The following is a 24,360-nucleotide window of genomic DNA, read 5'->3' on the forward strand; positions in this document are numbered from 1 at the left end:
AAGTTCCTCCGGGGAAGCAGTGGCCGGCCGGAATGCGCGGCACCGTGGTTGTGTTCCGCTCATGAGAAGACCGACAGATCGTCAGGGCTGCAACACGACATACGGACGGATGGGTTACCCGGCCACACCCAGCGACCGCACTCCTTTGCTCATTTACGCAGGTGAGCGGCCCCGAGGTCGAGATTGGAAAATGCACCGCACAGGTGACCGGGCGTGCGGATCTGGGATCCCACGACCGGCAAGGTAGTGACCATGATGCGGACGGACAGCAGCGTGTCGTCCTGCGTCTACAGCCCGCACCGGGCGCGCGCGAGAGTGCCGGGCATCGTCGGGTGGTGCGCGGGCTGGATGCGGTGGCGGACATCGCGGTGCGCACCACGTGGCGTGCATCGCCATCCGGCGCACCGGAGTGGAGTCCACTCGGTGGATCCCATCGGGTGGAGTCCACTGAGTGAAGTCCACCCGATGCCGTGCATCGCCATTGGATGCAGAACATCGTGGGCTCCACCCGGTGGACGATGCTGATGGGGATTCTTGAAAACGGCCGGGGCTGCTCCTCCCACCACTCAGTCCCCCTCATCAACGGAGTGGGCAAGTCGGCGAGCGGCAGGCCGCCGATGAGCTGGGCCGCCCCATTGTTCCCTCTCTTGTGGCGCCCGACCGCATGTCAGTGGCGGGGGGCTGTTGTTGAGACTTGAGCAGGACGCCGACTCCCCTGCCTCAGCCGGTACTCGTGGACAGCAGGAGGCGGGCAATCCGGCCGGGATCGTCGGACATGGGTGAGTGCCCGCAGCCGAGCAGCCGCACATGGCGGGCTACGGGCAGAAGTTGGGCTGCGCGGTGGGCCTGGTGCCGGGGTGTCAGAAGGTCTCGGGTACCCCAGGCGACCGTGACCGGGACGCTGGGGGTGAAGCCGGTGAGCCGGTAGGTGCGGGCTGCCCGGCGTGTGGCTTCGAAGCCTGGTGAGCGGACCAGGTTGCGCAGGGCACCGTCGGCCGCCTCTGCCGTCATCTTCCAGGGACGCGCGGCGAGTTGCCAGAAGACGAGTGTTCGACCCAGCGGGCTTCTGGTCAGCCGTGCCGTGCGGGGGCCGAGGGTCTGCACCATCGTGCGCGCGAAGCGGAGCGAGCCGAGGGCGTAGGCGGCCCCGGGGCCGGCCCACAAGCCGATGGGGGACAGGGCTACGGTGCTGGCGACCACGCCGGCCCGGGCGAGTTCGAGTGCGACGGCTCCGCCGAGCGAGTTGCCCACGACGGGCGGGCGAGTGAGGCCGACCGTGGAGAACCACCGGGCGACCTCGGTGGCCAGTGCCTGGACGGTGGGCATTGTGCCCGGTAGCGGTGGGCTGTCGCCGAATCCCGGAAGGTCGACGGCCACGACCTCGCGTTCGTGGGCCAACAGATCGATAACGGGCGCCCAGCCCTCCCGGTCCAGCTGCCGGATCACAACCAGAGGCGACCCCGTGCCACGGCGGTTGCTGGCGAGCTGAATCTCCGACATATTCCCATAATATGGGTATGCACAATTAAGTGATGATTCGGTCGCTCATCGGGGAACGGGTTAGGACACAGCACGAAGGAGCCTCCGGTCACTTCCGCCTGGCAACCGGCCACGTCGCCCCGCGCACCGGCTCGGCTCCTAGCTGCGGCTCCTGACCTTTCCGAGCACTCCTGGCCAGCTGCCGCCGCGGACCGCAGTGCACACACCTGGCCACCGGGGCAAAATGGAGAAAACGGCCAGCTCCGCTCGATCGCGGTGCCGGGAGGAGGCGGCAATGCTCCGGACGCGGCTGTGCGACGTGCTCGGTATCGAGGTGCCCCTCATCGGCGCACCATACGGACCATTCGACCAGGTCGAGCTGGCCGCGACCGTCTGCGAGTCAGGCGGCCTGGGCAGCCTGGGCACTGCGGTGCGCCCGGTCTCTGATCTGCGGCGTCAGTGGGCCCGGATGCGGGAGCTGACCGATCGCCCCTTCGCCATCAACCACACCCTGCGCCCCCTGAACGAGGAGGCTTTTCAGGCGACGCTGGACGAGCGTCCGGCTGCGATCTCCTTCCACCTCGGTGTCCCCGACGACCTGGTCGAGCGCGCCCATGATGCGGGCATCCTGTGGATTCAACAGGTCATGGACGTCCGTCAGGCCGAGCAGGCGGCGCGCGCGGGCGTGGACGTCATCGTCGCCCAAGGCGGCGAGGCGGGCGGCCAGGGCGGCGAGGTGTCGACCATGGTGCTGGTGCCGCAGGTCGTGGACATCGCGGCAGGCACTCCGGTCGTTGCCGCAGGCGGGATCGCCGATGGCCGGGGGCTGGCGGCGGCACTTGTCCTGGGAGCTCAGGGCGTGGTCATCGGCACACGGCTGCTCGCGTCGGTGGAGATGAACATCGCTGAGGAGTGGAAGAGCCGGATCGTCGCCGCCGAGGCGCGCGACACGATCAAGCTGGCACACAGCGACAGGTTCATGCCGCCGTTCTCACGGCCTGATGCCTACGGCTTCCCCCGGTCGCTGCGTACCGCCTTTCTCGAGGATGTGGAAGCGCATCCAGAGCGGGTACAGCCGGCCGAAGCCGGTCCCCGCATTGTGGAGGCCATGCTCGCCGGACGAGGACATGAGTTCCTCCCGTTCACCGGACAGTCCGCGGCCCTCGTCCACGACATCCTTCCAGCAGCCGAGATCGTGCGGCGAATCGTCGATGACGCTGAGACGATCCTGCACCGGACCGCCGAGTCGTGCACGCGGGCCGCTCCGCACTGATCGTCGCCTTTCACCCGACCCTTCGCCTGCGAACCTCCAGCACCGGAAGCAGACCTCGACCACCCGAACCGACGATGTCGGCGTACGGAGGTTCGCCGGGAATCCCCGCACCTCTACGCGGGATGCTTCCCGGCGTCGGCTGCGGGCGCCGGCTTCGTTCCGATTTGCCCCAACCTCTGGGTCTGCCTGGGGATCAAGCCGAGCAACTCTGAAGCCACTCCGAGCAGGGGGTGGGGAGATTCAAATGTCCCCATCAATGCCCGGCATCGTCACCACATCCGGGCGGTGGAGTGCTGCACCCGGGACAGGGCACGGGCATCGCGGCGCGCGGCCGCATTGCCGATCCGGTTCTGCCGGGACCGGGGCCGGCGCGACTGCGCGGCGGCGAGGCGGCGGCGTCCGGCCTCCTGGAGTCGGCGCCGCTGCTTGCGCAGCTCCTGCTTGCTCGCCGCCTTCGACTTCCGGGGCCGCTTCCAGATCGGCTGCCACCCCAGGGGCTCATCGGACTCGGGCTCCTGGTCCTCGTCGAGCGCGGCGGATTGTCCTTGGCGGCTGCGCGGGCGCGGGTGTCATCAAGGCTGGGTTGTTCTTCCGGGGTGCTCACGCGACTCCTCCTGTGGTCCGGCCCGGCGTGTGCTGGGTGCCGGGCTGCTGGGTGTGCGGCGGCAGGGCCGTCGCCGGGGCGGGCTGCGGTCGGGGGCCGTGGGCGACGGCGCGCTCCCGGATGCCGTCCTGGAGCTTGGCGGCGGCCTCAAGGGTCCGGCGGGTTCGGTGACGAACTTTGCGACGGTGTGCGGCGGGGTGTAGGAAACGAGGGTTTCGCACAGGGCACGCAGGTCCTCGGCCGCCACATGGCGGCTGCCACTCGGAGCACTCTGGCCGGTGCGGGCGGCTTCGGGCGCCGGTCGCGAGGGTGATGCGGGGACGGTGTCGCGGGGCAGGGTGCGCTCGCGGACGAGCAGGGCTCTGGAAGGAGTTCTTCGATGCCGGTCACGGGATGTTCCCTTCGGTCGCGGGCGGCGGGCACAGGACGCTTTCCAGGAAGCGGGTGGCGTGGCGTTCGTCGGAACGGACGGCGGCCAGGGGGACACCCAGGAGGGCGCGCAGCCACGGTGCGCGCGGTGGTACGCCAGGCCGTCCGCGCCGGATGTGATCGGTTCGGTCACGGGGTCACACCACAATCCAGAAAATCTTGGGATCTGAGGCAGCACTTTGGGCTGTCCGTTCGACTCTGTGATGTGAACACTCTCGTAGAGCACGGGACCAGCTTGCTGGGGCCTGTCCTTGCGCAGTCCAGGTTGTGGGTGGCGCTATGTCTGCTCCCCGCTCTTGCGGGTGCCGCCGCGTTCCTGGCGGAATGGCAGCGCAGAGCCACCTGATCGCGTTGGTACGCCACGCTCCCGGCGGCACGGTGGTGGTTCAGGAGCGGGGAGAGCCAACCGCCCTCGGCCCTCTACTCGGGCACGGCCTGGTCGTGCTCCTGGTGCCCGTACTCAGTGCGAGCGGGGCGCGGACAGCAAGTCCCGCTCCAAGATGCGCGTCCGAATTGGCGCGGACGCGCCGGGCGCCCGCTGGCCGTGAGAGGAACACCAGTGACGAAACTGAGCCCAGTTCCCGCAAGAGCAGTGAAGAAACCAGGCAGATCAGCCGCGTGTTCTTCGAATCACCGGGCACCAGGAGCAACGGAGGTTGATAACTATGGTTCCCCTGCTTCTCGTCCTGCTTCTGGCTCTGATCCTCTTCGGCGCGGGCTTCGCGCTCAAGGCACTGTGGTGGATCGCCGTCATCGTGCTGGTCGTCTGGCTGCTGGGCTTCGTGCTGCGCAGTGCGGACACAGGAGGCCGCAAGGGCCGCTGGTATCGCTGGTAATCCCGCAACACAGAAGCCAGCCTGTGGGCCCCGGGTGTTCCCGGGGCCCACAGGCCTGTTGGGTCTCAGGACATCCCGCCAGGCAAACCGTGTATCCACCACCATCCCGGGCACAAGGCTCCATAGCTGGGGCCCGGTGAAGCAGCGGAACCTGCACCTCCAACCGCCGGACCCCAGCCACACCCCGACACCCCGCACGGCTGGCTTCGCCCCTCACAGCCGGAGCGGGCAGCCACCAGGGTCCCCGCCCTGAGAGGTCGTTTTCTGCCGTTGTTTCATCCCGGAATTGGGTGTTTGGTCTGCGGTGTCGGGTCGCGCCAGGAGATGGTGTTCTCGCTGGTGAGGCGGCGGGCCATGAGATCTGTCATGGCAACGTGGATCACAGCTTCGGAGCGAGTGGGCAGGGTTTCGTAGTCGCGGACCAGTCGGCGGTGCAGCAGGAGCCAGCCATAGGTCCGTTCGACCGCCCACCGCTTCGGTATAGGGGCGAAACCCCTGGTGCCGGGCTTGCGGGCGGTGATTTCCATGTCGATGCCGAGAACGGCGGCATGCTCGACGAGGTGCTAGCGGTAGCTGCCGTCGACCCACACCTTGCGGATACCAGGATGGTCAGCGGCGACCTGGTCCAGGAGCCGGGCGCCGGCGGCGGAGTCCTGCACACTTGCCGCAGTGACCAGCACGGCAAGCAAGAGTCCAAGCGTGTCGGTGACGATGTTCCGCTTCCTGGCCGCGATCTTCTTCCCGGCGTCGATGCCCTGGCCGGCGGCGGGACGCTGGTGGAGGTCTTGACGCTCTGCGCGTCGATTACACAGGCCGACGGCTCGGCGTCCCGTCCTTCGTTCTCCCGTAGAAGCTGCCGGAGAAGGCCGTTGAGCTGAGCGGCCACGCTCTCGTCCGCCCACTTGGCGAAGTAGCCGTAGACCGTATTCCAGTGCGGAAAGTCGTGCGGGAGGTAGCGCCACTGCACCGCGGTGCGGTCCACGTACAAGATCGCGTCCATGATGTCGCGCAGGTCGTGTTCCGGCGGCCGGCCGAAGTCGAGAGCCCTGCCGCGGCGCTCGAAGCGCCAGGCCGCCAGCACCGGCTCGATCAACTCCCAGCGGGCATCGGACAGATCACTCGGATACGGCGTCGCGTCGGCATGCTTCAGGCGTACCGCCGCGGACCGAGTGCGCCCAGGCACACAGCGACGACAACGGAAGCACGCGGCCGCGAAGGCCGGACGTCCTGGGATGAGACAGGCGCAAGCCACTCCCCGCCCCACCTGTCACCCACCTGACCAGCAAAAACCAACCAGTATCCCCAGCAGTACGAGCACCACAACCCGGCGGCCCGAAAATCGCTGAATACGCGGGCAGACCAGGTGAAAACGACCTCTTAGACATCGTTTCTGAACCGGAGTCGGCCGCGCACTGATCATCGGAGGTTAGGGTCACCAATAGATCGACTGGTTTGGCTGACTGGGAGGGCACATGGTTTGGAGGCGTTTGCCGCGTTTAAGGGCTGCTGGGTTGGTGTGTGTTCTCGCTGCTGGGGCTGGGTGCTCGGGGGAGGAAGCGTCGACTCCGGGGGCGGCAATGTCTGACAAGGCCCGGTCCTACCTGTCCACCGCGTTGGACCTCATGGAGGACAAGGCACTTCGCCGCCACGATGTCGACTGGGATGAGATACGGCGAACAGCCTTCATCGAAGCCGGCAGCGCGCAGCGTCCTGGCGATACCTATCGGGCCATTGAGGCGGCTCTGGGCAGTTTGGGAGACGGGCACAGTAGCTTCTTCGACCCGAAGAGGGCAGAGGAGTCGCACGGGGACGAGCAGGTCCGAAGCCCTGTTGAGGGGCGGGTGTTGGCCGGCGGCATGGGGTATTTGTCGCTCCCAGGAGTGCAGGGATCTGAGAAGGTCTATCAGCAGTACGTGCGGGAGGGGCGAGATGCCGTGGCGAAGGCTGATCGTCCGAACGCTTGCGGTTGGGTGATCGACCTGCGCCGCAACCGCGGTGGCAACATGTGGCCGATGCTTACCGTCGTGGGACCGATCCTCGGTGATGGCGACGTCGGGTCGTTCGTCGATGCGGACGGCAAGAAGACGGTGTGGTCCATTGAGAAGGGCAGCCCTCATCTGGACGGTGATTCCACCGGCTGGGGAACAAGTCCTCCCATAGGCGGCGGATCAGCCCCTGTTGCGATACTCACCAGCCGTTCCACTGCCAGTTCTGGGGAGGCGGTGACTGTGGCCTTCCGCGGGCGCCCTGATACGCGATCCTTCGGCGAGGACACCACAGGCGTCCCCACCGGCAACGTACAACACCGACTGTCCGACGGGGCCATTCTCAACCTGACAGAGGTGAAGGACGCCGACCGCACGGGGCGTGCATACGACAGCCCCATCCCGCCTGACCAGCCAGTCGTCGACAACCTCGGACGCGGGGGAAGCAAGGACCCCGTCTTGGACGCGGCAACGGAATGGTTGTCCGAGCAGCCTGGCTGCGCGTAGGCGGGCTGGGTGATGGCCGTGATTCGCTGGAGCACCAGCGCGCTCCGTGCTCGGGCCACCCGCACGGCCCTCAACCGCCGCCACGATGGCTCTGACCCGGGGAAGGCGGCATGCCCATTCCGTGAACGAAGACGGCAGCGTCCAGAGGCTGGTAAGCGGGTCGCACACAGCCGGATCCGGCATCAGCTCTCTGCATGTCTAAGGCCGGCACCGCGGTAAAGGTCTCCCAGGTCTGGATCGAATGTCGACGAGGGCAAGCGCCGTCCTGCACTTGGCGAACCCTCCTGAACGTGGCTCGGTGGCATGCGCGGCGGCCAGTACCGCGGAAGGCCCGTGCCAGTTGGGTCCGGCACGGGCCAGTGGGTCCTACCCGTCAGTTCTCGTACTTGATGGGCGGTCCAAGGCGGATGATGGTTGAGCAGTCCAGCTGCTGCTGGTACTGCTGAGAGCCCTGCCGGTACCAGAACCGGCAGTCCTTCAGCGCCCCGCGGATGGGGCCGGTGACCTTGACCCGGGCGACGTAGTGGATGTCGCTGCCGGACTTCGCCTTCACCGTAAACGGGTGCCCGGCGTAGTTGCGGGCTCGGGACAGGCTAGGGACGCCGCCCTTGCCGTCGGTGCGGGCGAACAGGATGTTCCCGTCCGTCTCGTTGCCGTTGACGGCCTGGTACTCGATGACCTTAACGCCCTTGGGGACCTGGGAGAACTCCGCTTTGGTGATCTCCAGGTCCTGGCCGGAGGTGTTCCAGGGGAGTGGCAGTCCTGCCCAGTACTCCTCGCCGACCTGTGCGTGTTCGTATCCGACGTCCCCGGCCGACTGGGTGCCACCGTCGAGCGCTGAGCCCTCGCGGACCCCGCCGGCCGGTGCGCCCGTGATCAGCCAGACGGCGCCGGCCGCTAGGGCCGCCAGGCAACAGCCAAGAACACCAAGGGCGGCGCGGCGCCTAGTTGGAGTAGAAGACGCCAGGCTTGCTCGAAACCGGCCCATTCTTCCCCCAGATCAGGTGCTTTGCATTGGTGCGGTTGCCCGCGGTGATCTTCTGCTTGTGATTGGTGTCGTAGCCGGTGGTCACGCCGAGTGCGACGCCCATGAAGTTGACGGCGTTGCCGAACTTACTCGACTTCTTCCTGCTGAGCTGGAAGTAGGTACCCGGATCGACCTTGGCCCGATGGCTCTTGCGTGACCGGTTGTAGTTGCGGGAGCCGTCCTTGGAGGAGACGTTCTTGCCGATCTTGCCCACCGAGCCGCCGGAGGGAACCTTGTAGCGGCCGGCCTCGATCGTGTACCAGGTGGAGCGGACACCGCCGAAACAGATCCGCTGGTGCTTGTACTTGATGTACTCGATCGGCGCCTTGTACTGGCGGGCGTAGTACGAGCCCTTGTTGGTGTAACCCGTCGACACACCCGTCTCGTGCGACACCTGCTTGCTGCCGCCGACCTTCCAGTCGCCGTTGCTGTTGAAGTCGATGTCGATGGTGCTGTTCATGGACTCGTCGTACTCGAACGTCGCCTTGGAGTCCCAGTTCGCGTGGGCTTCGCCGACCACCGTGTACTTGATCCTCGAGGACTGCTTGTACCGCACGTTGTCACACGAGCCCGAAGCGAGAGGAGTGATCTTCTCCGCGCTGATGTCCTTGCCGCCCGCGAGGTAGGGGTTGTAATCGGCAGAGAGGGTGCCTCGGTCGGATTGCCAGGTCGGCGTCGTGTCGTCCGTGGCCATCGGGTCGGCCTCAGTCTGAGCGGCGAACGAAAGCTTCTCCTGCTCCGGCGTCGGGTCCTTCGCCGTGACGTCGTCGACGGTGTTGGGCAGCATGGGCACGCTGTGGCCGTCATCGATCGCCTCCGCCGCAGCGGTCGCGTCCGCGCTGCTCGCGGCCCGCAGGGCCGTGGGCCGGGGCGGCGGTACGGCGACCAGGGCGTCGATGCCGAGGACGGGGACGCCGGAGGTGGTGGTCCCGGTCGTGGTGGCGTTGAGGTTCAATGCGCCACGGTTGGCGTCCATGGCCGTGCGCACAGCCTCTGGGAGGGCTGGCGGAAGCGTCACCGACCAGGTGCCGTCGGCGGTGGTGATCGCCTTGCTCAGCACGGGCTCCTTCGCTCCGGAGGCACTGTCGCTGCCGGCGACGACGTCGGCAGCGGTGACGGTGACCTCCAGGCCGGCGGCGGGCTGTCCGTTGCCCAGCGTGAACTTTCCCGTGACCGTGTTCGACGGTTGCGGTGTGTCGGGGTCGGTTGTTTCCTGCGCGGTCGGCAGGTCGTTCTCGTCGGGTGCCGAAGTGGGGCACGATGTTGGGATCGGCGTCGGCCAGGCAGGAGGCGGGGGCCGCCATGACGTCGCCCAGGACGCCGACGGTTACCTCGTCGTTGATCGTGGTGAACGGGTCCGTGGTGGACTTGCTGATGCGGCCCGTGGTGTCTGGATCATCAGTGGTGCTGAGGGTGTTGATGACGCCGGGGCCGGGGCTCCACGCCTGTGTGACCCCGCTCAGCCCGGTCTTGTCGGTGACCGTGGCGCCCAGCGTCGGCTTGATGGTGCCGGCGGAGTCCTTGGTCTCCAGGTAGGTGCGGTGCGCTATCGCACCATCGGTGCTCAGTGTGTAGATGACCGAGCCGACCATCCACACGTCCTGAGCGGTGATGATCTCGGTCAGCCTGCTCGAGCGGGGGAGTGTAGCGATCAGACTGATGGTGCCGTCGCCGGTAGCCGGTGCGCTCTGCTCGAGCACGTTCACCGTGTCGTCGCTGACGACGAAGATCCGCTTGCCGTTCGACCACACCCGCTTGGCCCCGGCCCAGTTGGGCTTGTACGACTTCACCGGCGTCAGCAGCGCGCCGCCGGTGGCGGTGTTGTCCTTGTAGGACTTCAGCGGCGCGTCACGGTCGCTGCTGGAGATTTCGTAGATCAAGCCGTTCGGTGCGGTGAACAGCTTGCTGGCTGCCGCTATCTGGGCGGTGAACTCCGTGTCAAAGAAGCTCGACTCGCTCCCCTTGGGCCCCCAGTCCATGTACTTGGCCAGAGTCCGCTTCTTGGCGGCGTTGCTGCTGCCCGACGGCCTCAGCACGTAGGTGCCCACCGAGGAAGTGCACGCCTCGTCGGCGGCATGGGCTGTACTCGGGGTGATGGCCTGGGGAGCGATCGCGGCCGAGGCGATGAGGGAGCCGACGCATGCGGCCCAGGCGGCGCGCAACGCGGATCTCCTGATGATGTGAGGTGTCAGGGTTCCCCCCTGTTTGTGGTGCATGAAGGCATGGGGGAGCTGGTCGGGCCCACCTTGAGCTGCTTCAAGACACGCTGGTCAGACGATGAAACGGAGTTGGCTACGCTGAACCACCCCGGCCGCACCCTCGGTCAGAAGCGGTTGCAGCGACCTCACTGCGGACCGCAGATTTTCATCGGTGACGTCAACAGCCTCCGGCAGGCTTAGGACGTTTCCTTCGGATCATCTGATCGTTGGTTGATGTGTGTCGTTGACTGACGCCCAGTGGGCGAGGATCGAGCCGCTGCTGCCGGACCGAACACCGAAGCGGGGAGGGCGGTGGCGTGATCACCGGCAGGTGATCGACGCGATCGCGTTCAAGTACCGCACCGGCACGCCCTGGATGGACCTGCCCGAGCACTACGGCTCGTGGAAAGGCGCCCACAACCGTCTGCGCAAGTGGGCCGCTGACGGGACCTGGGAGAAGGTCTTCACCGCCCTGCTCGCCCAGGCCGACGCCGAAGGCGATCTCGACTGGATCGTCGGGGTCGACTCCACGATCGTGCGGGCTCATCAGCACGCCGCCGGGGCCCGTCAAAAGGGGCCCCGGCCAGTGAGCCAGACGACCATGCCCTCGGACGGTCCCGCGGCGGTCTGGCCACCAAGATCCACCTCGCCGCGGACAGCCGCTGCCGGCCGCTCGCCTTCGTACTCACGCCCGGCCAGGCAGGCGACGCACCCGCGTTCCCCGAGGTCATGACCAAATTACGGGTGCCGCGGCCGATCGGCCGGCCCAGAACCACCCCGGACGTGGTCCTGGCCGACAAGGCCTATTCGTCCCGCGCGATCCGGACACATCTCCGTCGGCGCGGGATCCGCGCGGTGATTCCTCAACCCTCCGACCAGGTCGCCAAGCGCAAGAAGCGAGGCCGATCCGGCGGTCGCCCGCCGGCCTTCGACCGCGAGGCATACAAGCGGCGCAACACCGTCGAGCGGTGCATCAACAAGCTCAAGCAGTGGCGCGGTCTGGCCACTCGATACGACAAGACGGCCACCATCTACCTGGCCGGACTCCACGTCGCCGCCATCTTCATCTGGTCAGCGAGATGATCCGAAGGAAACGGCCTAGCCCGTACCGACGCAGCCGCCAGAGGTCGAAGACTTCACTCCCGTCGGCTGCGAAGTCCACATCGACTTCAGTGCCGTTGTCGCTGACGAAGCGGCAGCCTGTCCCATGAACCGTGTGTGAGTAGGCGCCGATGTGATCAGTCCGGCTGATCCGGCGCAACCGGGCGAGGCCGAGGACATCTGCCAGTCGCTCAAGCGAGGGGATCGGCCCTGGACGCGGCGATCCGTGCCACCCGCGTGCCCAACTTCTACGGCGTCCGGGGTGGCCACTCCCGGACCGGCACGAAGGCTGACGACGACCTGGACACCGAAGGGTACGAGGGCGCGGACGGCGACGAGGTCGAGGAGGATGACGGCCCGCAGAAGCCGGAGCGGGAGGACCGCAACTACGCCAAGGGCGTCTGCCAGTGTGACCCGCCCAACGTCATCAGGGCCTCGCCGAGGACGCTGCGGCGCGGCAAGGTCATGTGTGCGGATTGCCTTGGGGTCTTCGGCCCGGCGGACGAAGACTGAGCATCCGGCGGCCGACGGCGGGCCCCGGCGATCCCCATACGAGGGGGCGCCGGGGCCCGCTGCTTTCCGCTCTACGGGGCCGGATGGAGCCCCTCGAAGGGATCGAAGCCCAGCTGCTCGATCACCCGCTGACGGGTGGTTTCCTTGGGCCGCCACTGCTGGCTGGCCGGGTAGAGGAGGTTCAGCCCGGTCGCCGGGGGCGCGAGCAGGTAGTCGGCCCTGGGACACCCGGTGAGGTGCGGGCACTCCTCCAACACCCGGTTGCACTGGGTGCATAGGAGGCCTTCTCCGAACTACCCATGCGACCGGCGTTGTAGAGGTCGGATCGCACCGGGTCAGTGGATGGTGAGGCACGGCGGACAAGACGTCAGGGCGTGACGTCGGCTGCCGTGTAGCGCAGGCGCGCGATCATGGAGGCCCAGCGGTCATCGAAGGCGGCAACATTCAACAGCCCGGACAACTCCTCGCGGCACCGCGCCTCACCTTGCTGCCCGCGCTTGAGGCCCTCTGGCGTGAGCGTGCAGTACACGCCGCGGCGGTCATGCTCGCAGGAGACTCTGGCCGTGAGCCCCTTGCGCTCCAGGCGCGTCACAAGGCGACACGTAGAGGACTGGTCCAGCCCTGCTGCCTCGGACAGCTCCTGCACGCGGGTACCGCGTTCGGGCCCGCGCCGTAGCTCGATGAGAACAAGCCGACGGGCAGAATCCCGAAGAAGCCAGGACTGTCACGCCCTGAGACGAAGATTCTCTATACCGCAGGGCTGCCCAGTCGTCCCGGGCAGCCCTGCGGCTACTCACGCCCATGCCACCCTCCACTTTTCGCTACAGGTCAAGACCCTTCTGTAAGGAACGCCACCACAGCCTCCAGGAACTTCGTCTGCCCTTCGACGTTCGCCATGTGCACCGTGGGCAGGACAGTGAACCGCGCCCCGGGTACGGTCGCGGCGAGCTCCTTGCCGTGGTCGGCCGACGTGACGGTGTCATGCTCGCCCGCGATGACCAAGGTCGGGTTCTGGATGAGTGTGGCCGTGCGGCGCAGGTCGTAGTCACGCACCGCAGCCCAGCTGCCGGCCACACCCTCGCGCCGCGTGGCGAGCAGAGTGCGGCGGAAACCCTCGACAACCTCGTTGTCGCCCCGCAGCATGCGGGCCGGGAACCAGTTGTTCAGGAACCTCTCCGCGGTGACCTGCATGTCGGGGGCCTCCAGCAGTTCGGCGATCGGCCGATCCCACTGATTCGCCGGGCCGAGGTACGCGGCGGTGTTGGAGAGCACGAGACGGTCGACACGCTCCGGAACATGGATCCCCAACCACTGCGCGACCATTCCCCCTAGAGACAGCCCCAACACGTGCACCCGCTGCAGGCCCAGGGCATCCAGCAGCTCCACCACGTCGCGCCCCAGCCGGTCCATGGAGTACGGGCCACTCGGGACACCGGAGGCGCCGTGGCCGCGTGCGTCGTAGCGCAGCAGCCGGAAGTGCTCGGTCAGAGCCGGCACCTGACCATCCCACATGTGGAGGTCGGTGCCGATGGAGTTCGAAAGCAGCAGCACGGGCTTGTTCTCATCACCGTCGAAGCGGTAGGCGATGCGGACACCGTCTCCGGTGGTGATGGCGGTACGGGTTCGAGAAGTCATGTCAGCTCCAGTGATCTAGCGGCTATGCGCTCAGCCTAGGAACACTGTCTGCAGATATCTATTACAAAGATTGGACACACACTGTAGATTCTCTGGATAATGTCGAACTTCACGCTCCATGAATTGCAGTGCTTCAACGCCGTTGTGCGCGGCGGCGGCTTCCAGGCCGCCGCCGATCTATTGCACCGCTCACACCCTTCTGTGTTCGCAGCGGTCGCCAAGCTGGAGCGCCAGCTGAGTCTGGACCTGCTGGATCGCTCGGGCTATCGGGTTCAGCTGACCGAGGCCGGGCACGCCTTCCACCGCAAGGTGCGCGTCCTGCTGCACGACGCCGAGGAACTGCAGACCTACGCCGCGCAGTTGGCGATGGGCGAAGAGTCCGAGCTGCGCGTGGCGCTCGGGGACCTATGTCCGCTTCCACCAGTGCTGGAGATACTCAGCAGCTTCTTCGCTCAGCGCCCGCAGACACGACTGCACCTGCTATTCGAGACCGTCACCGGCCCCTGGGAGCGACTGCTGGAGGATGAAGCCGACCTCATCGTGCACCGCGTCCCCAAGAGCGACGTACGGATGGAGTGGATCGACCTCGGCCGCGTCGCCCTGGTGCCCGTCGTGGCGCCCGGCTTCCTGCCCTTCCCTCCGGACGCCGACATCACACCGCAGCGGATGCAGGCCCTAACCCAATGCGTGGTCCGGGACTCGTCGCGGCATCCGTCCGAACAAGGCCATTTCCTGGTCGAGGGCGCGCCCCAGACCTCTGTTCCGGACCACCTCATGAAGAAGGAGCTGATCTTGCACGGCATGGCGTGGGGGCACGTGCCGCGGTTCATGATCGAGACTGAGCTGCGCAATGGAAGCCTGCTTTCCATTGCCGGACAGCACTTTCCCGGTGTGGTCGAGGAACTCTCGGCGGCGCGACGGCGCGACCGTCCGCACGGGCCAGTCGCCGACCAGCTGTGGGACTTCTTGGCCCGCCATGTACCGGTCCTGAAGCCGACGCTAGGCCGTGTACCCGGAGCGAAGAAGGCACCGGAACGCGACAGGTGATGTTGCCGGAGCTCGGCTGATGCGCGCCATGAACCAAAGAACAACAGGTCCTAAGCGCCCTCATGTTTGTTCAAAGGCTCTGAGAGGGACGATCAGAGCGGGTGGACCGTCCCGCGATCTGATCGAAGGTGGGCAGGCCCAAGTGGATCACCGTAGGCTTGAGTGCGGCTTCGAGTTGGGTCAGCTTTTCCTCGGCGCCGGCCAGGCTGATTTCCAGGCCCTCGACCTCTCCGAGCCAGCCTTCGCGCTGAGCCTCGGCGATCCGGTCGAGTAGGTTGTCGCGGATCTCGATCAGGCGGTTCTGTTGGTACGGCTCGGGCCGGAGAAGCGAGCATCGGACGCAAGCGTGCTCATGGATGCATGCTGTTCCGAAGGCGCGAGCGCAGGTTCCCAGAGAGAGCTTGCGCTTCTCGAAGTGGGCGAGGAAGGCGTCCCACTCCTCGTTCGTCGGGGCCCGGTATTCCTCGCTGGGACGCAGCGATCGGCGACGGGCGATGAACGCGCGGTGGGCTTCGATGGCGTCCGCCGGGTAGATGGCGTTGTAGCCCATCGTGGTGTTGATGTCGGAGTGACCTGCGAGGACCTGCGCGATGTGGGGCGGCAGGCCACTGCAGATCGCGTCAGTGATGAAGATCCTTCGGAAGTCGTGCGGAGCGAAGTCGAGGGGCTGGCCCGCGGAGTCGGTGAGCCCGGTTCGTTCCAGGACCTCGTTGAGACCGTCGCGGATCATTTGCCGAGATACTGATGTGCGCTGGCCTCCGTATGTCCACTGGAACAGCAGGGGCATCGGCGGGTTCCAGATCTTCTCCGCGACGTCATAGTTGGGCAGCATCGGGATCGCGCCTGTTCGAGGGTCACGGACGCGGGCAATGATCGTGCTGAGGACGTCGGCCAGTTCCGGACTGACGAGGAGAAGCCGTTCCTCGTCGGTTTTTGAGGGAGCGACCTGGAGCAGAGGTACCACTTCACCGCTGGTGGGCAGCTTGTATTGGATCAGGGCGTGATGGCTGGCCTCCAGCATCTCCTCGATGCGGGCGCCGGTGTGCTGCAGGAACTCGATCGTGGCCCAGGCCCAGAATGCCCGTTCCTCGAGCAGACCCAGATGGACGCGTCGACCGGACTCGTCGCAGGCCCGGAACGGAGTCGACGAGTCCTTCTTCTGGCGCGTGTAGGTTCTGCCCCTGAACGTGAACTGTCCGCCGAGTGGGGCGGCCTGTAGGGCGGCCATTCCCTCCCCGGCCTCCGTCCAGTTTGCGCTGGCGGCGCGGACAACAGTGGACAGCGCGGGCAGTCGTTCACGGGTGCGCTGGTCCATCTTCGCCTTGCGGCGCTTCTGGTGCTTGGAGGTACTGGCATCAGCAGCGCTGACCGGGCGGGGAGCAACCCACGGTCCCCAGCGTTCTGGTTCTTCGACGGCCCAGTGGGCCAGGTCGAGGTATAGGGCTCGAACTCCGATCATGAGGCTGCCGTAGTTGGCGCGCTCCGTCACTGCCTCGTGGACTGTGCCATCGGGCAGTCGGCGGCGCGTGACTTTCGTCCGGCTGACCTGCTTCCATGCGCTCACGACTTCGGGCGGCAGTCGGAGTGTGTTGATGCCGGGCTGGATGCGTTCAATCTGCAGCCAGAAGTTCCTCACGAGCGTCCGCGACGCGTCCTCCAAGGACGCGTAGTCCATGGTGGGCTGGCGTTCCTTGAGGTACTCGACCAAGCAGGTCCCGGATCGGCTTGGACTGTGGCCGGTAGCGGTCCACGAGCTGCTCGACCGAGACCTGGCCGGACGTTCGGTGCAGGAGTCTCAGTGACACGGGCGCGTCGGGCGGGAGGTGCCCCAGTTCCCTCAGCCAGGAATAGAACAGGCTTTGACCGCCCGACGTGGCCCGCTGTTCCCGATGCGCCTCCATGTACTCAATGGAGTCTCCGACATTGATGTCGGCCAGACCCCCGCCCTTGGCGATGACCAGCTTGACCAGCACGTTCTTGGCGCGGATGCCGAGATGAGAGGACCACGCTTCTGGGCCCACCAAGTCCTGGAGGCGGGCAAATCCCTCAGGGTCACGGTATTGGCAGATGATGGCGCGCAGGTTGGTCGAGGTCCGGGTGAGCTGCCAGTGGAGCGATGGCGGGAGCACATCGGCGCAGACCAGGGCGAAGAGGCCGGTGTTCAGGATGCCGTTCGCATTCGCCGCGTCGTAGCCGACCCAGTTGGAGTTGTCTTTGTTCCACTGTGCCCCCGGTCGAGCTTGCGGCGGGGCTCGCGTTCCACCGTTGTTGCCAGGTGACGCCCGGCTGGTCCTGGAGCCAGCGGAGAATGAGCGTTGGACCCCGGCGCCGGTAGAAGTGGGTGGACTCGCTCGCGGCCCGGAGCGGAGGCCGGTTTAGCCGGGCCACGACCTCCTCGTAGGACTGGCTGGTGGCAGGCCAGGCGTCCTCGTAAGGTCGCGGCGGGAAACGCCTCTTGGCGGCCCGGAGAGCCTCGCCGGCGAGTGGCTGTGCATCTCGGATGGCGGCCGGAGCGCGCAAGGTCTCTGTGCTCGTCACCATGAGTTCCCGAAGAGAGTCTTCAACGAGTCGGGGCTGTAGCCGGGGGCCGGTGGCGCGGGCGGCCGGTCACGCTGCTCTGCCCGGCGTGCATGATGGGCGCGGACACGTTCGATCACTTCGTCCTGGCTGGCCGGGAGGTAGAGCTGTGTGGTCGTCAGATGCGCGTGACCGAGGACCCATTGGACGTCGGGCAGGGGCATGTCGGGGTCGCGGGCGAGTCGGTAGGACGCGGTGTGGCGTAGATCGTGGAGCGTCCAGTTCGCCCCGAGGAGATCGTTGGCCCGGTTGAACATCGCCCGCGCCGCGTCGTAGTTCAGCGGGCGCCAGGGCGCCTCAGGGTCCACCACAACGGCAGGTTCTTACCCCGCGGGATGCCGTCTCGCCGTGTTTCCTCCTGGTAGAGGCGGAGCCAGACGAAGGCGTCGGTTGAGCAAGGAAGCTGCTGGTAGGCGCGGGTTCCGCGCGGCCATGGACCGCATCCTGCAGGGAACCGCGCAGCACTCCAACGGCGCGCTGACGATCGTCGCCCTGGCCCAGGAAGCCGGCGTCCCGCGCAACGCGCTCACCCAGCGCCACCTCGACCTCAAGAACGACTTCTACGCAGAGGTCAGGGCGCGCGGGCAGACGCCGCACTCCGAGATCCGTCTGCGACGGCAGATCGTCAAACTGAAGGAGCTCCGCGCCAAGGACGCCACAGAGCTGGCCCAGCTGCGGACCGACGTCGAGCACCTCGTCCGCGCTGTGAACCAACTGACCGCGCACAACCGGCAGCTGCTCCACGTCCTGTCGCAGCCCGACTCCCCGGTCCGGGCGCTGCCGACCCAGCCACATCCAGGAAGATGCCACTGAGTCGCTGCCTACCAGGTGGTGGCTTCGCCGCAAAGTGCAGCTGACCAGCGAGCGGGACGAAAGGCGTACCCGGCCATCACCGCCCGCGGGCTCGGAGGCGGGCCCGCCCTGACGGGGGAACCATCCGTGGTCAGATACGGCGGGCGGCCCAGACGGTGCGCTCGGTGCGTACCGTCAGGTCGTCGCGGCGCAGGATGCTGTGCGGGCTGCTGGTGTCGAGGAGCTGGTCGAGCGCGGTGAGGTCCTCGGGGGAGAGTCTGTCTGCGATGACGCTGCGGATGCGCTGCAGGACGCCGGTGGCGTAGCGGCCGATCGCTTCGCTGCGCGAGCCTTCGAAGTTCACGGCGATGGTGCGTTCGCCCTCGACGGTGAATCCGGCCGCGGTCAGCATCGGGCCCCAGTCGGCGCCGCGGTGGGGCATGTGTTCGGCTTGGCGGCGGTCGGCGGCGGCGTGGACGCGCTCTTCCAGGCCGGGCCTGTCCTCGGGGGCGTTTTCGGGCAGGAAGCGGGGGTGGCCGGCCAGTTCGACGACGGCGAACAGGCCGCCGGGCGCGAGCGCGTCGTGGACGTTGCGCAGTGCGCGGTCGGAGTGAGCCATGTGGTGCATCGAGGCCGATGCCCAGACCAAGTCCGGTGAGCCGAGGTCGGGCCAGACGTCGTCGTCGAGGTCGGTCTGCACGGTGCGTACGCGTTCCTCGACGCTGCGGGTGCACGCCTTGGTGCGCAGGCGCTGCAGGTGTTCGGCGGAGGCGTCGACGGCGGTGACATGCGCGTCGGGGAAGCGGTCCATGAGGGCGAAGGTGCCCGCTCCCGTGCCGCAGCCCAGGTCCACGATGTGGCGCGGGGCGGTCTGCAGCGGCAGCCATGCAGTGATGGAGGCGGTGTGCTCGGCGAGGACCTCGGCGTCCAGGTCGAGGATCTCCGCCTGGCCGTCCATTGCGTGCTCGTGGTGGTGACCGTGCGAAGCGCCGTGGTGGGGGTGTGGGTGTGTACGTGGTTCATGCTCTTCACACCAAGGCGGATATGCCCCTGCGGCACGAAGTGTCCCGATTTACGCAAGATGATGGTTTAGGGCGCTGCCCGACGCGCAAAATGTCACCGCCAGGGAAGGCCGTCGCGCGGCCTCACGGTCACTCGGGAGCGCCTTGGGTGTCGTCGTCGCTGTCGCCCTGGTGGCTGCGGCGGGCGTCGCGGTCGAAGATGCCAAGGATCTCGCAGGGTCCGCCGTCGGCGCCGATCGCGTGCGGCATCATCGTGGGGAACTCGGCGGCCTGGTTGGTCTCGAGGCGGAAGCGGCGGTGGCCGAGCATGAGGATCGCGGTGCCGGACAGGACGACGAGCCATTCGCGCCCCGGGTGGGCGCGCATGCGCGCCGGGTTCTCGGGGGGCGGTTCGGCCATGCGCTGCCGCACCACGCTCATCCCGGGGTCGGCCTTGATGGTCCAGCGCATCCGACCGTGGGTGCTGTCGATAGTCGGGCTGGTGACGACGTCGTCGGTGGCGGTCTCCACGAGCTGATCGAGCGTGGTGTCCAGGGCGCGGGCGAGGGTGACCAGCTGATCCAGTGCGAGGCGGCGCTGGCCGTTCTCGATGCGGCTCAGTGAGGACTGACTGAGGTGGGCGCGGGAGGCCAATTCCTCCAGGGACCAGCCCTGCGCGACCCGCAGTGCGCGGATGCGTTTGCGTACGAGGCTGTCCAGATCTCCATCTTCTTGCGTCATAGGCAACAGCGTATGCCTTGGACGCAACTGCGCTTAACGTCGTGTGCAGATGGTCCGCAACGTCTGGGACCAGTGCACGAGGAAAGGCAGGAGGCCCATGGCTGTGACAACTTCTCCGTACGCGAGTGACGCACTGCCCGAGGGGACCGTCGATGTGGTGGTGATCGGCGGGGGCGCCGCAGGGCTGAACGGAGCGCTGATGCTCGCCCGCTCACTGACCGAGGATCTGACCTTCTTCGCCCAGGGCACTGACCTGGATGAGGCCACCCGCGCCCGGTTCGCGGCCCGCTGTATTCGCATCGTCGACACCCCGGTGCAGGAGGTCGTCAACAACGAGGACGGCACCCTCGCCGGCGTGCGCCTGGCCGACGGCCATGTCGTGGCCCGCAGCGTACTCGCAGTCGCCACCCGGATGGAGGCCCGTACCGAGGGCCTGGAGGGCCTGAAGCTGCCGATGTAGGACCTGCCCGACAACATGGGCCGCGGCTTCGCCTGCGGCATGGCGGGCGCCACCGAGGTGCGGGGCGTCTGGGTGGCGGGCAACGCCACCGACCTTGCCGCCCAGCTCGGCGCCGCCGCAGCGGCCGGCGCCCTGGCTGGCGCCCACATCAACAGCGTGCTGGCCACCGCGGACACCGACTCGGCTCTCGCCGCAGCCCAGAGCGAAACTCCCGCCCTCTGATCCCGGCGCGGCACCGGCCGCCGCACGCCCCCGATGTGTGCGGCGGCCCGGGCCCCACCCGCCCCCTTCGCCCAGCGACCGGTCCTGCTCCGGGGCTGACTCGGCATGCCGTTTTGAGAGGAATCCATGAGTACGAACCAGCCTGTACCGGCCACGCCGGTCGGCGGCCGGCGTGGCCCCGACGCGCGTCAACTGCGCACGATCCTGATCACCGTCTCCTTCGCCCTGATGGCGGTCATCGCCTCGGTGACCGGGCTGAACGTCGCGCAGACCCACATGGCCGTGGACTTCGGTGCCTCCCAGAGCACGGTCCTGTGGATCATCAACATCTACACCCTCGCCCTGGCCGCGCTGCTGCTGCCGCTCGGCGCCCTGGGCGACCGCCGGGGCCGTAAGCCCATGCTCATCGCCGGACTGAGCGTTTTCGGCATCGCCACCGTGGTCGCGGGCCTGGCTCCGACGGCCGAAGTGATGCTCGCCGCCCGCGTGGCCAGCGGCATCGGCGCCGCCATGATCATGCCGATCACGCTCGCCGTCATCACCTCCACCTTCCCCGAAGAGCAGCGCAGCAAGGCAATCGGCGTGTGGACCGGTATCGCCGGAGGCGGCGGCATCCTGGGCATGTTCCTCTCCGCGCTCCTCGTCGACGTCGCCGACTGGCGCTGGCTGTTCGTCCTGCCCGCGGTCTTGGTCCTCGTGGCCCTGGCCATGACGCTGAAGTCGGTTCCCAACTCCCGCGAGACCTCGGCCCACCGATTCGACACCGTCGGCGCGCTGGTCTCCATCATTGCTGTGGTCGGCCTCATCTTCGTCCTGCAGGAAGGCCCCGAACGCGGCTGGACCGCGCCCGAGGCGCTGATCAGTCTGACCGTCGGCCTCATCGCCACCATCGGGTTCGTGGCCTGGGAGCTGCACCGCCGCGACGCCTCCCTGCTGGACGTGCGGCTGTTCCGGGAGCGCGGACTGTCGGGCGGCTCGATCACGCTGCTGGTGGTCTTCGGTGTTCAGGCGGGCATCGGCGTGGTCCTCTTCCCGTTCTTCCAGGCCGTACTCGACTGGTCGGGCCTGCTGTCCACGGTCGCGATGATGCCCATGGCCCTGGCGATGATGATGGCCTCCGGCCTGGCCCCCAAGCTGGCCGCAGGGATCGGCGCACGCTCGACCATGGTCGTGGGCATCGCACTGGCCGGCGTCGGCATGGCGCTCATGGCGCTGTTCGTCTCCGTCAGCGGCGGCTACCTGTCAGTCCTGCCCGGCCTGCTCGCCATGGGCGTCGGCATGGGCCTGTCGATGACCCCGTCCACGGAGGCCATCACCGCCTCCCTGCCGCGCGAGAAGCAGGGTGTCGCCTCCGCCCTCAACGACGTCACCCGCGAATTCGGCACCGCACTCGGCGTCGCCCTGCTCGGCGCACTCGTGTCCGCCGGCTACCGCAACGCCATCGACGACAAGCTGCACGGCATCACCCAAAGCGCCGCGGACACCGCCCGCGAGGGCGTCGCTAACGCAGTTGAAGTGGCGGGCACCACCGGCCCGCACGCACCAGACGTGCTCCACGCGGCGCAGCAGTCCTTCGTCGACGGCTGGCAGCAGGCCATGTGGGCAGGCGCCGTCATCATGGGCGCCCTGTTCATCTACATCGCCCTCCGCGGTCCCAAGAACACTCCCTCCGCGGTCGCGGACGAGACAGACCCCGCTGAGGCTCTCTCCGCCGGCTGACCGCACAAGAGCCGGACCACAGCAAGCAGACCGCCCCGCGAACACCGCGTTCACCCCCGACCAGGTAGCCCGTTGAAGTCGAGCTGCCCCTGTCCGGGATCGGAAACGTCGGAAGGTGGTTGCTCCGAGCGAGGCTGCGACCGGAACCAGAGGCCGGTCGCAGCCTCGCTCGTGCTGCGTGCACCCTCTGACCTGCCCCTGGCCAGAGGATCTGTGTGCGTTTGGGATCAACACGCTGTACCTGACAGGGAACAGACCCGGTCGGTGTACAGCTTCGTCGTCAGCTGGAGGCCGCAGCCTCCGAGCAGCAGCCCGCACCAGAACGTGTCGTGCTCGTGATGGCGGCGGAAGGCGTCCAGCTCGATCGCCTCCAGCGGCAGCATCAGCGGATCTTCCGAGTCCGCGCCACCCAGGACCGCTGTCTGAATCTGCCGCCTATCACCGAGCACGAACCCCCTTCATCCCAAGTCATCGTGCCACCAGCGGCTTTGGCCTCACAGTCAATCGGCCTGTTTTCAAGCCATCAGCCGCAGTGAGCCAGCCGGGCACCACGGTCGGCGGGGCGGGCCGTACACCCAAACGGGGGGATACGGCGGTTACCGACCGCCCAGGCGAATCTGTCCCGTGCCGCGGGAACGAGGGGACGGCCAGCGGGGAGGGCTGGCTCGCCCTGCGGGGCATGTGGCCGCGGCTGGTGCCCGGCGACGCGCACGGGAGACTCGTCGAGTCGTGAGTAGTCATAACTCGCCACTCGCCCCTCCACCTGGGTTGAGGTCAAGCATGGATTTCCCCCCAGCATCCTCCTCGACCTCGTAGGCATCGCTCAGGTCAGGCCAGGTGCCGACAGTGACGCCACCGCTGTGGCCTCTCAGCTCCCGGTCCAACTTCGCTGTCACGCACCGAGTGGCGGTCCAACTTCGTTGGCAAACCGTCCAGGTTCAACGGCAGAGGACAACGTGGATCACGATGCGGTCACGGCCGTCAGGTTTTTCAAGACCGGCGTCACACGGGAGCCGAAAACCACACCTGTAGAAGGTGCACGGCGGGATCGGCAGGTGTGGGTGCTCACCGCCCGAGGACACCGCGAGGCGAAGCAGCTGCTGGAGCCGAAGGGCATACGCGTCTCGGTGCTGCGCAAGGAGGAGTACGACCCGGTCACCGGGGAGCTGTTGGGCGGCGGCTACGACGACCACGCCGCAGCGGTCACCTCGACAGCCGCCGAACTTCACCGCGCCGGGATCGGGCACCGGCTCGGCTTCCAGACCGAGATCCCGCACCGGCTCGCAGACGGGTACGTGCAGCGGGCGGACCTGGTGGTGCGGGCGCCGGCCTCGAAGGTGCTGGTGCTGCTGCTGGAGATCGACCGCCGCAGTGAGGACGCCCACGACCTGGTGCACAAGCTGCGCCGGTACTGGCAGTGGGGCCGACTGCTGCCGCTGGACGCGGACAAGCACACCACAGCCCTGGTCCGCTCCAGGCCGGACGCGATCGAGCACGTCGACCACGAGAAGCGGCTGTGGCGCCGCATCTACCCGCCGACCGGCCGGGAGGGTCTGCCGCCGGTGGCGTTTGTGTTCGCGGACACTACGGACACGAAGGTCGCCAACACGGTCGCCGTGCTGGAGGAGGCCGGCCGACGCTACAGGCGCGCCGGTACGACACCTACCACCGGGGCATCACCGCCCTCGACTACGGCCAGACCGTGCCCGTCCTCGTCACCACCCTGGAGCAGCTGACGGAGCACGGCGCGGAGGCGGCGGTGTGGCGGCGCCTGGGGCGCAACGACGAACAGACCCTGACCGACGCGCTCGACAACCCCGACGGCGACGCTCTCTACCGCCGCCAGTACGCGCAGGCCGAAGCGGAGGACGAGCGGCGCCGTGCCGCTGAGCGAGAGGCGCAGCGCCCCGTGTACAAGCGGTGCGGGCAGGAGTTCACTGACCAGCGCTGGGAGGAGACCACCGCGCACCGGACGGCCTGGAACGCCGGGGATGTGTCCGTGTACGGCCCCTGCCACGCCGACGACGTCGCCCGTGAGGAAGCCGCCCGTCTCCAGGCTGCCGCACCGCCGGAGCCGGAGGACAACGGCCAGGAGCCGGGCAAGCCCCGCCGCAGCCTGTTCCGCCGGCGGGCCTGACCCGGGCAGGCCAAAGGCGCTCCTGGGCAAGCCTCCCTCCAACGGGGGCTTGCCCAGGCCGCACCCTCGGCGCTGGG

22 protein-coding genes and 3 pseudogenes are annotated in these 24,360 nt (G+C 67.6%); 11 read left to right on the forward strand and 14 right to left on the reverse strand.

Annotated features, from left to right (window positions below; all coding sequences use genetic code 11):
• Positions 1 to 720 precede the first annotated feature (720 nt).
• A complete protein-coding gene (locus ACIRDU_RS37110; RefSeq protein ID WP_403588378.1) occupies positions 721 to 1,500 on the reverse strand; it encodes an alpha/beta fold hydrolase in 780 nt (259 codons plus the stop codon).
• A gap of 274 nt (positions 1,501 to 1,774) precedes the next feature.
• Here ACIRDU_RS37110 and ACIRDU_RS37115 point away from each other — a divergent pair, with 274 nt between their 5' ends.
• Positions 1,775 to 2,752 carry an NAD(P)H-dependent flavin oxidoreductase gene (locus ACIRDU_RS37115; protein ID WP_403588380.1) on the forward strand — a complete coding sequence of 326 codons (978 nt, stop codon included), beginning with the start codon at positions 1,775 to 1,777 and terminating at the stop codon, positions 2,750 to 2,752.
• Positions 2,753 to 3,021: 269 nt separating this feature from the next.
• Here ACIRDU_RS37115 and ACIRDU_RS37120 read toward each other — a convergent pair.
• Positions 3,022 to 3,356 (reverse strand): annotated as a pseudogene (locus ACIRDU_RS37120) (hypothetical protein).
• Between the two features lie 1,094 nt (positions 3,357 to 4,450).
• Here ACIRDU_RS37120 and ACIRDU_RS37125 point away from each other — a divergent pair.
• Positions 4,451 to 4,621, forward strand: coding sequence for a hypothetical protein (locus ACIRDU_RS37125; protein ID WP_031106884.1), 171 nt, complete (start codon positions 4,451 to 4,453; stop codon positions 4,619 to 4,621).
• 275 nt (positions 4,622 to 4,896) lie between these two features.
• On the opposite strand, the pseudogene ACIRDU_RS37130 reads toward ACIRDU_RS37125, so the two are convergent.
• Positions 4,897 to 5,771, reverse strand: a pseudogene (locus ACIRDU_RS37130) (IS5 family transposase).
• A 427-nt stretch (positions 5,772 to 6,198) separates the two neighbouring features.
• Between ACIRDU_RS37130 and ACIRDU_RS37135 the strand changes: the two are divergent.
• Positions 6,199 to 7,113 carry a S41 family peptidase gene (locus ACIRDU_RS37135; RefSeq protein ID WP_403588382.1) on the forward strand — a complete coding sequence of 305 codons (915 nt, stop codon included), beginning with the start codon at positions 6,199 to 6,201 and terminating at the stop codon, positions 7,111 to 7,113.
• 373 nt (positions 7,114 to 7,486) lie between these two features.
• On the opposite strand, the gene ACIRDU_RS37140 is transcribed toward ACIRDU_RS37135, so the two are convergent.
• Together ACIRDU_RS37140 and ACIRDU_RS37145 are read right to left on the reverse strand one after the other, a co-directional pair.
• Positions 7,487 to 8,101 (reverse strand): hypothetical protein, encoded by a 615-nt coding sequence (locus ACIRDU_RS37140; protein ID WP_403588384.1) that lies wholly within the window; start codon positions 8,099 to 8,101, stop codon positions 7,487 to 7,489.
• An 842-nt stretch (positions 8,102 to 8,943) separates the two neighbouring features.
• Positions 8,944 to 10,302: a hypothetical protein gene (locus ACIRDU_RS37145; protein WP_403588386.1), complete on the reverse strand. Its 1,359-nt coding sequence runs from the start codon at positions 10,300 to 10,302 to the stop codon at positions 8,944 to 8,946.
• A 274-nt stretch (positions 10,303 to 10,576) separates the two neighbouring features.
• Here ACIRDU_RS37145 and ACIRDU_RS37150 point away from each other — a divergent pair.
• Positions 10,577 to 11,421 (forward strand): IS5 family transposase gene (locus ACIRDU_RS37150; RefSeq protein WP_403588388.1). Its coding sequence is split into 2 segments (ribosomal slippage): positions 10,577 to 10,910 and positions 10,910 to 11,421, totalling 846 coding nucleotides; the frame shifts between segments, so codons are not numbered across the junction.
• Here the strand turns inward: ACIRDU_RS37150 and ACIRDU_RS37155 are convergent.
• On the reverse strand, positions 11,402 to 11,599 hold the full coding sequence (locus tag ACIRDU_RS37155; protein ID WP_403588390.1) for a DUF6896 domain-containing protein: 198 nt from the start codon (positions 11,597 to 11,599) through the stop codon (positions 11,402 to 11,404). The genes ACIRDU_RS37150 and ACIRDU_RS37155 overlap by 20 nt on opposite strands.
• Positions 11,600 to 11,676: 77 nt before the next feature.
• Between ACIRDU_RS37155 and ACIRDU_RS37160 the strand changes: the two genes are divergently transcribed.
• Positions 11,677 to 11,952 carry a hypothetical protein gene (locus ACIRDU_RS37160; RefSeq protein ID WP_403588392.1) on the forward strand — a complete coding sequence of 92 codons (276 nt, stop codon included), beginning with the start codon at positions 11,677 to 11,679 and terminating at the stop codon, positions 11,950 to 11,952.
• A 71-nt stretch (positions 11,953 to 12,023) separates the two neighbouring features.
• Here ACIRDU_RS37160 and ACIRDU_RS37165 read toward each other — a convergent pair whose 3' ends face one another.
• The 3 genes from ACIRDU_RS37165 to pcaD form a co-directional block, all read right to left on the reverse strand.
• The gene (locus tag ACIRDU_RS37165) at positions 12,024 to 12,209 is read right to left on the reverse strand and encodes a hypothetical protein (RefSeq protein WP_403588394.1); all 186 of its coding nucleotides are present in this window, start codon (positions 12,207 to 12,209) and stop codon (positions 12,024 to 12,026) included.
• 110 nt (positions 12,210 to 12,319) lie between these two features.
• A complete protein-coding gene (locus ACIRDU_RS37170) occupies positions 12,320 to 12,634 on the reverse strand; it encodes a MarR family winged helix-turn-helix transcriptional regulator (RefSeq protein ID WP_403588449.1) in 315 nt (104 codons plus the stop codon).
• Between the two features lie 146 nt (positions 12,635 to 12,780).
• The gene (gene pcaD, locus ACIRDU_RS37175) at positions 12,781 to 13,587 is read right to left on the reverse strand and encodes a 3-oxoadipate enol-lactonase (protein WP_403588396.1); all 807 of its coding nucleotides are present in this window, start codon (positions 13,585 to 13,587) and stop codon (positions 12,781 to 12,783) included.
• A gap of 99 nt (positions 13,588 to 13,686) precedes the next feature.
• On the opposite strand from pcaD, the gene ACIRDU_RS37180 reads away from it, so the two are divergent.
• A complete protein-coding gene (locus tag ACIRDU_RS37180; RefSeq protein ID WP_403588398.1) occupies positions 13,687 to 14,634 on the forward strand; it encodes a LysR family transcriptional regulator in 948 nt (315 codons plus the stop codon).
• A 70-nt stretch (positions 14,635 to 14,704) separates the two neighbouring features.
• Here ACIRDU_RS37180 and ACIRDU_RS37185 read toward each other — a convergent pair whose 3' ends face one another.
• Both ACIRDU_RS37185 and ACIRDU_RS37190 read right to left on the reverse strand, forming a co-directional pair.
• Entirely contained in the window at positions 14,705 to 16,309 is a 1,605-nt protein-coding gene (locus ACIRDU_RS37185) for a tyrosine-type recombinase/integrase (protein WP_403588400.1), read from the reverse strand.
• An 859-nt stretch (positions 16,310 to 17,168) separates the two neighbouring features.
• Positions 17,169 to 17,522, reverse strand: coding sequence for a tyrosine-type recombinase/integrase (locus tag ACIRDU_RS37190; protein ID WP_403588402.1), 354 nt, complete (start codon positions 17,520 to 17,522; stop codon positions 17,169 to 17,171).
• 121 nt (positions 17,523 to 17,643) lie between these two features.
• Here ACIRDU_RS37190 and ACIRDU_RS37195 point away from each other — a divergent pair, with 121 nt between their 5' ends.
• Complete coding sequence (locus ACIRDU_RS37195; RefSeq protein WP_403588404.1) at positions 17,644 to 18,024, forward strand: hypothetical protein; 381 nt, start codon at positions 17,644 to 17,646, stop codon at positions 18,022 to 18,024.
• A 130-nt stretch (positions 18,025 to 18,154) separates the two neighbouring features.
• On the opposite strand, the gene ACIRDU_RS37200 is transcribed toward ACIRDU_RS37195, so the two are convergent.
• Both ACIRDU_RS37200 and ACIRDU_RS37205 read right to left on the reverse strand, forming a co-directional pair.
• Positions 18,155 to 18,961 (reverse strand): class I SAM-dependent methyltransferase, encoded by an 807-nt coding sequence (locus ACIRDU_RS37200; RefSeq protein ID WP_403588406.1) that lies wholly within the window; start codon positions 18,959 to 18,961, stop codon positions 18,155 to 18,157.
• 193 nt (positions 18,962 to 19,154) lie between these two features.
• Positions 19,155 to 19,745 carry a helix-turn-helix domain-containing protein gene (locus ACIRDU_RS37205; protein ID WP_403588408.1) on the reverse strand — a complete coding sequence of 197 codons (591 nt, stop codon included), beginning with the start codon at positions 19,743 to 19,745 and terminating at the stop codon, positions 19,155 to 19,157.
• Between the two features lie 160 nt (positions 19,746 to 19,905).
• On the opposite strand from ACIRDU_RS37205, the pseudogene ACIRDU_RS37210 reads away from it, so the two are divergent.
• Positions 19,906 to 20,427, forward strand: a pseudogene (locus ACIRDU_RS37210) (NAD(P)/FAD-dependent oxidoreductase); the annotation flags it as partial.
• A gap of 126 nt (positions 20,428 to 20,553) precedes the next feature.
• Positions 20,554 to 22,146 carry an MFS transporter gene (locus ACIRDU_RS37215; protein WP_403588410.1) on the forward strand — a complete coding sequence of 531 codons (1,593 nt, stop codon included), beginning with the start codon at positions 20,554 to 20,556 and terminating at the stop codon, positions 22,144 to 22,146.
• Between the two features lie 227 nt (positions 22,147 to 22,373).
• On the opposite strand, the gene ACIRDU_RS37220 is transcribed toward ACIRDU_RS37215, so the two are convergent.
• The gene (locus ACIRDU_RS37220; RefSeq protein ID WP_403588412.1) at positions 22,374 to 22,529 is read right to left on the reverse strand and encodes a hypothetical protein; all 156 of its coding nucleotides are present in this window, start codon (positions 22,527 to 22,529) and stop codon (positions 22,374 to 22,376) included.
• Between the two features lie 678 nt (positions 22,530 to 23,207).
• Here ACIRDU_RS37220 and ACIRDU_RS37225 point away from each other — a divergent pair.
• Positions 23,208 to 23,882: a hypothetical protein gene (locus ACIRDU_RS37225; RefSeq protein WP_403588414.1), complete on the forward strand. Its 675-nt coding sequence runs from the start codon at positions 23,208 to 23,210 to the stop codon at positions 23,880 to 23,882.
• The gene (locus ACIRDU_RS37230; RefSeq protein ID WP_403588415.1) at positions 23,849 to 24,283 is read left to right on the forward strand and encodes a hypothetical protein; all 435 of its coding nucleotides are present in this window, start codon (positions 23,849 to 23,851) and stop codon (positions 24,281 to 24,283) included. The genes ACIRDU_RS37225 and ACIRDU_RS37230 overlap by 34 nt, the downstream gene beginning before the upstream one ends.
• Positions 24,284 to 24,360 lie beyond the last annotated feature (77 nt).

The sequence above is a fragment of the Streptomyces sp. NPDC093598 genome, from assembly GCF_044764825.1.
Classification (GTDB): domain Bacteria; phylum Actinomycetota; class Actinomycetes; order Streptomycetales; family Streptomycetaceae; genus Streptomyces.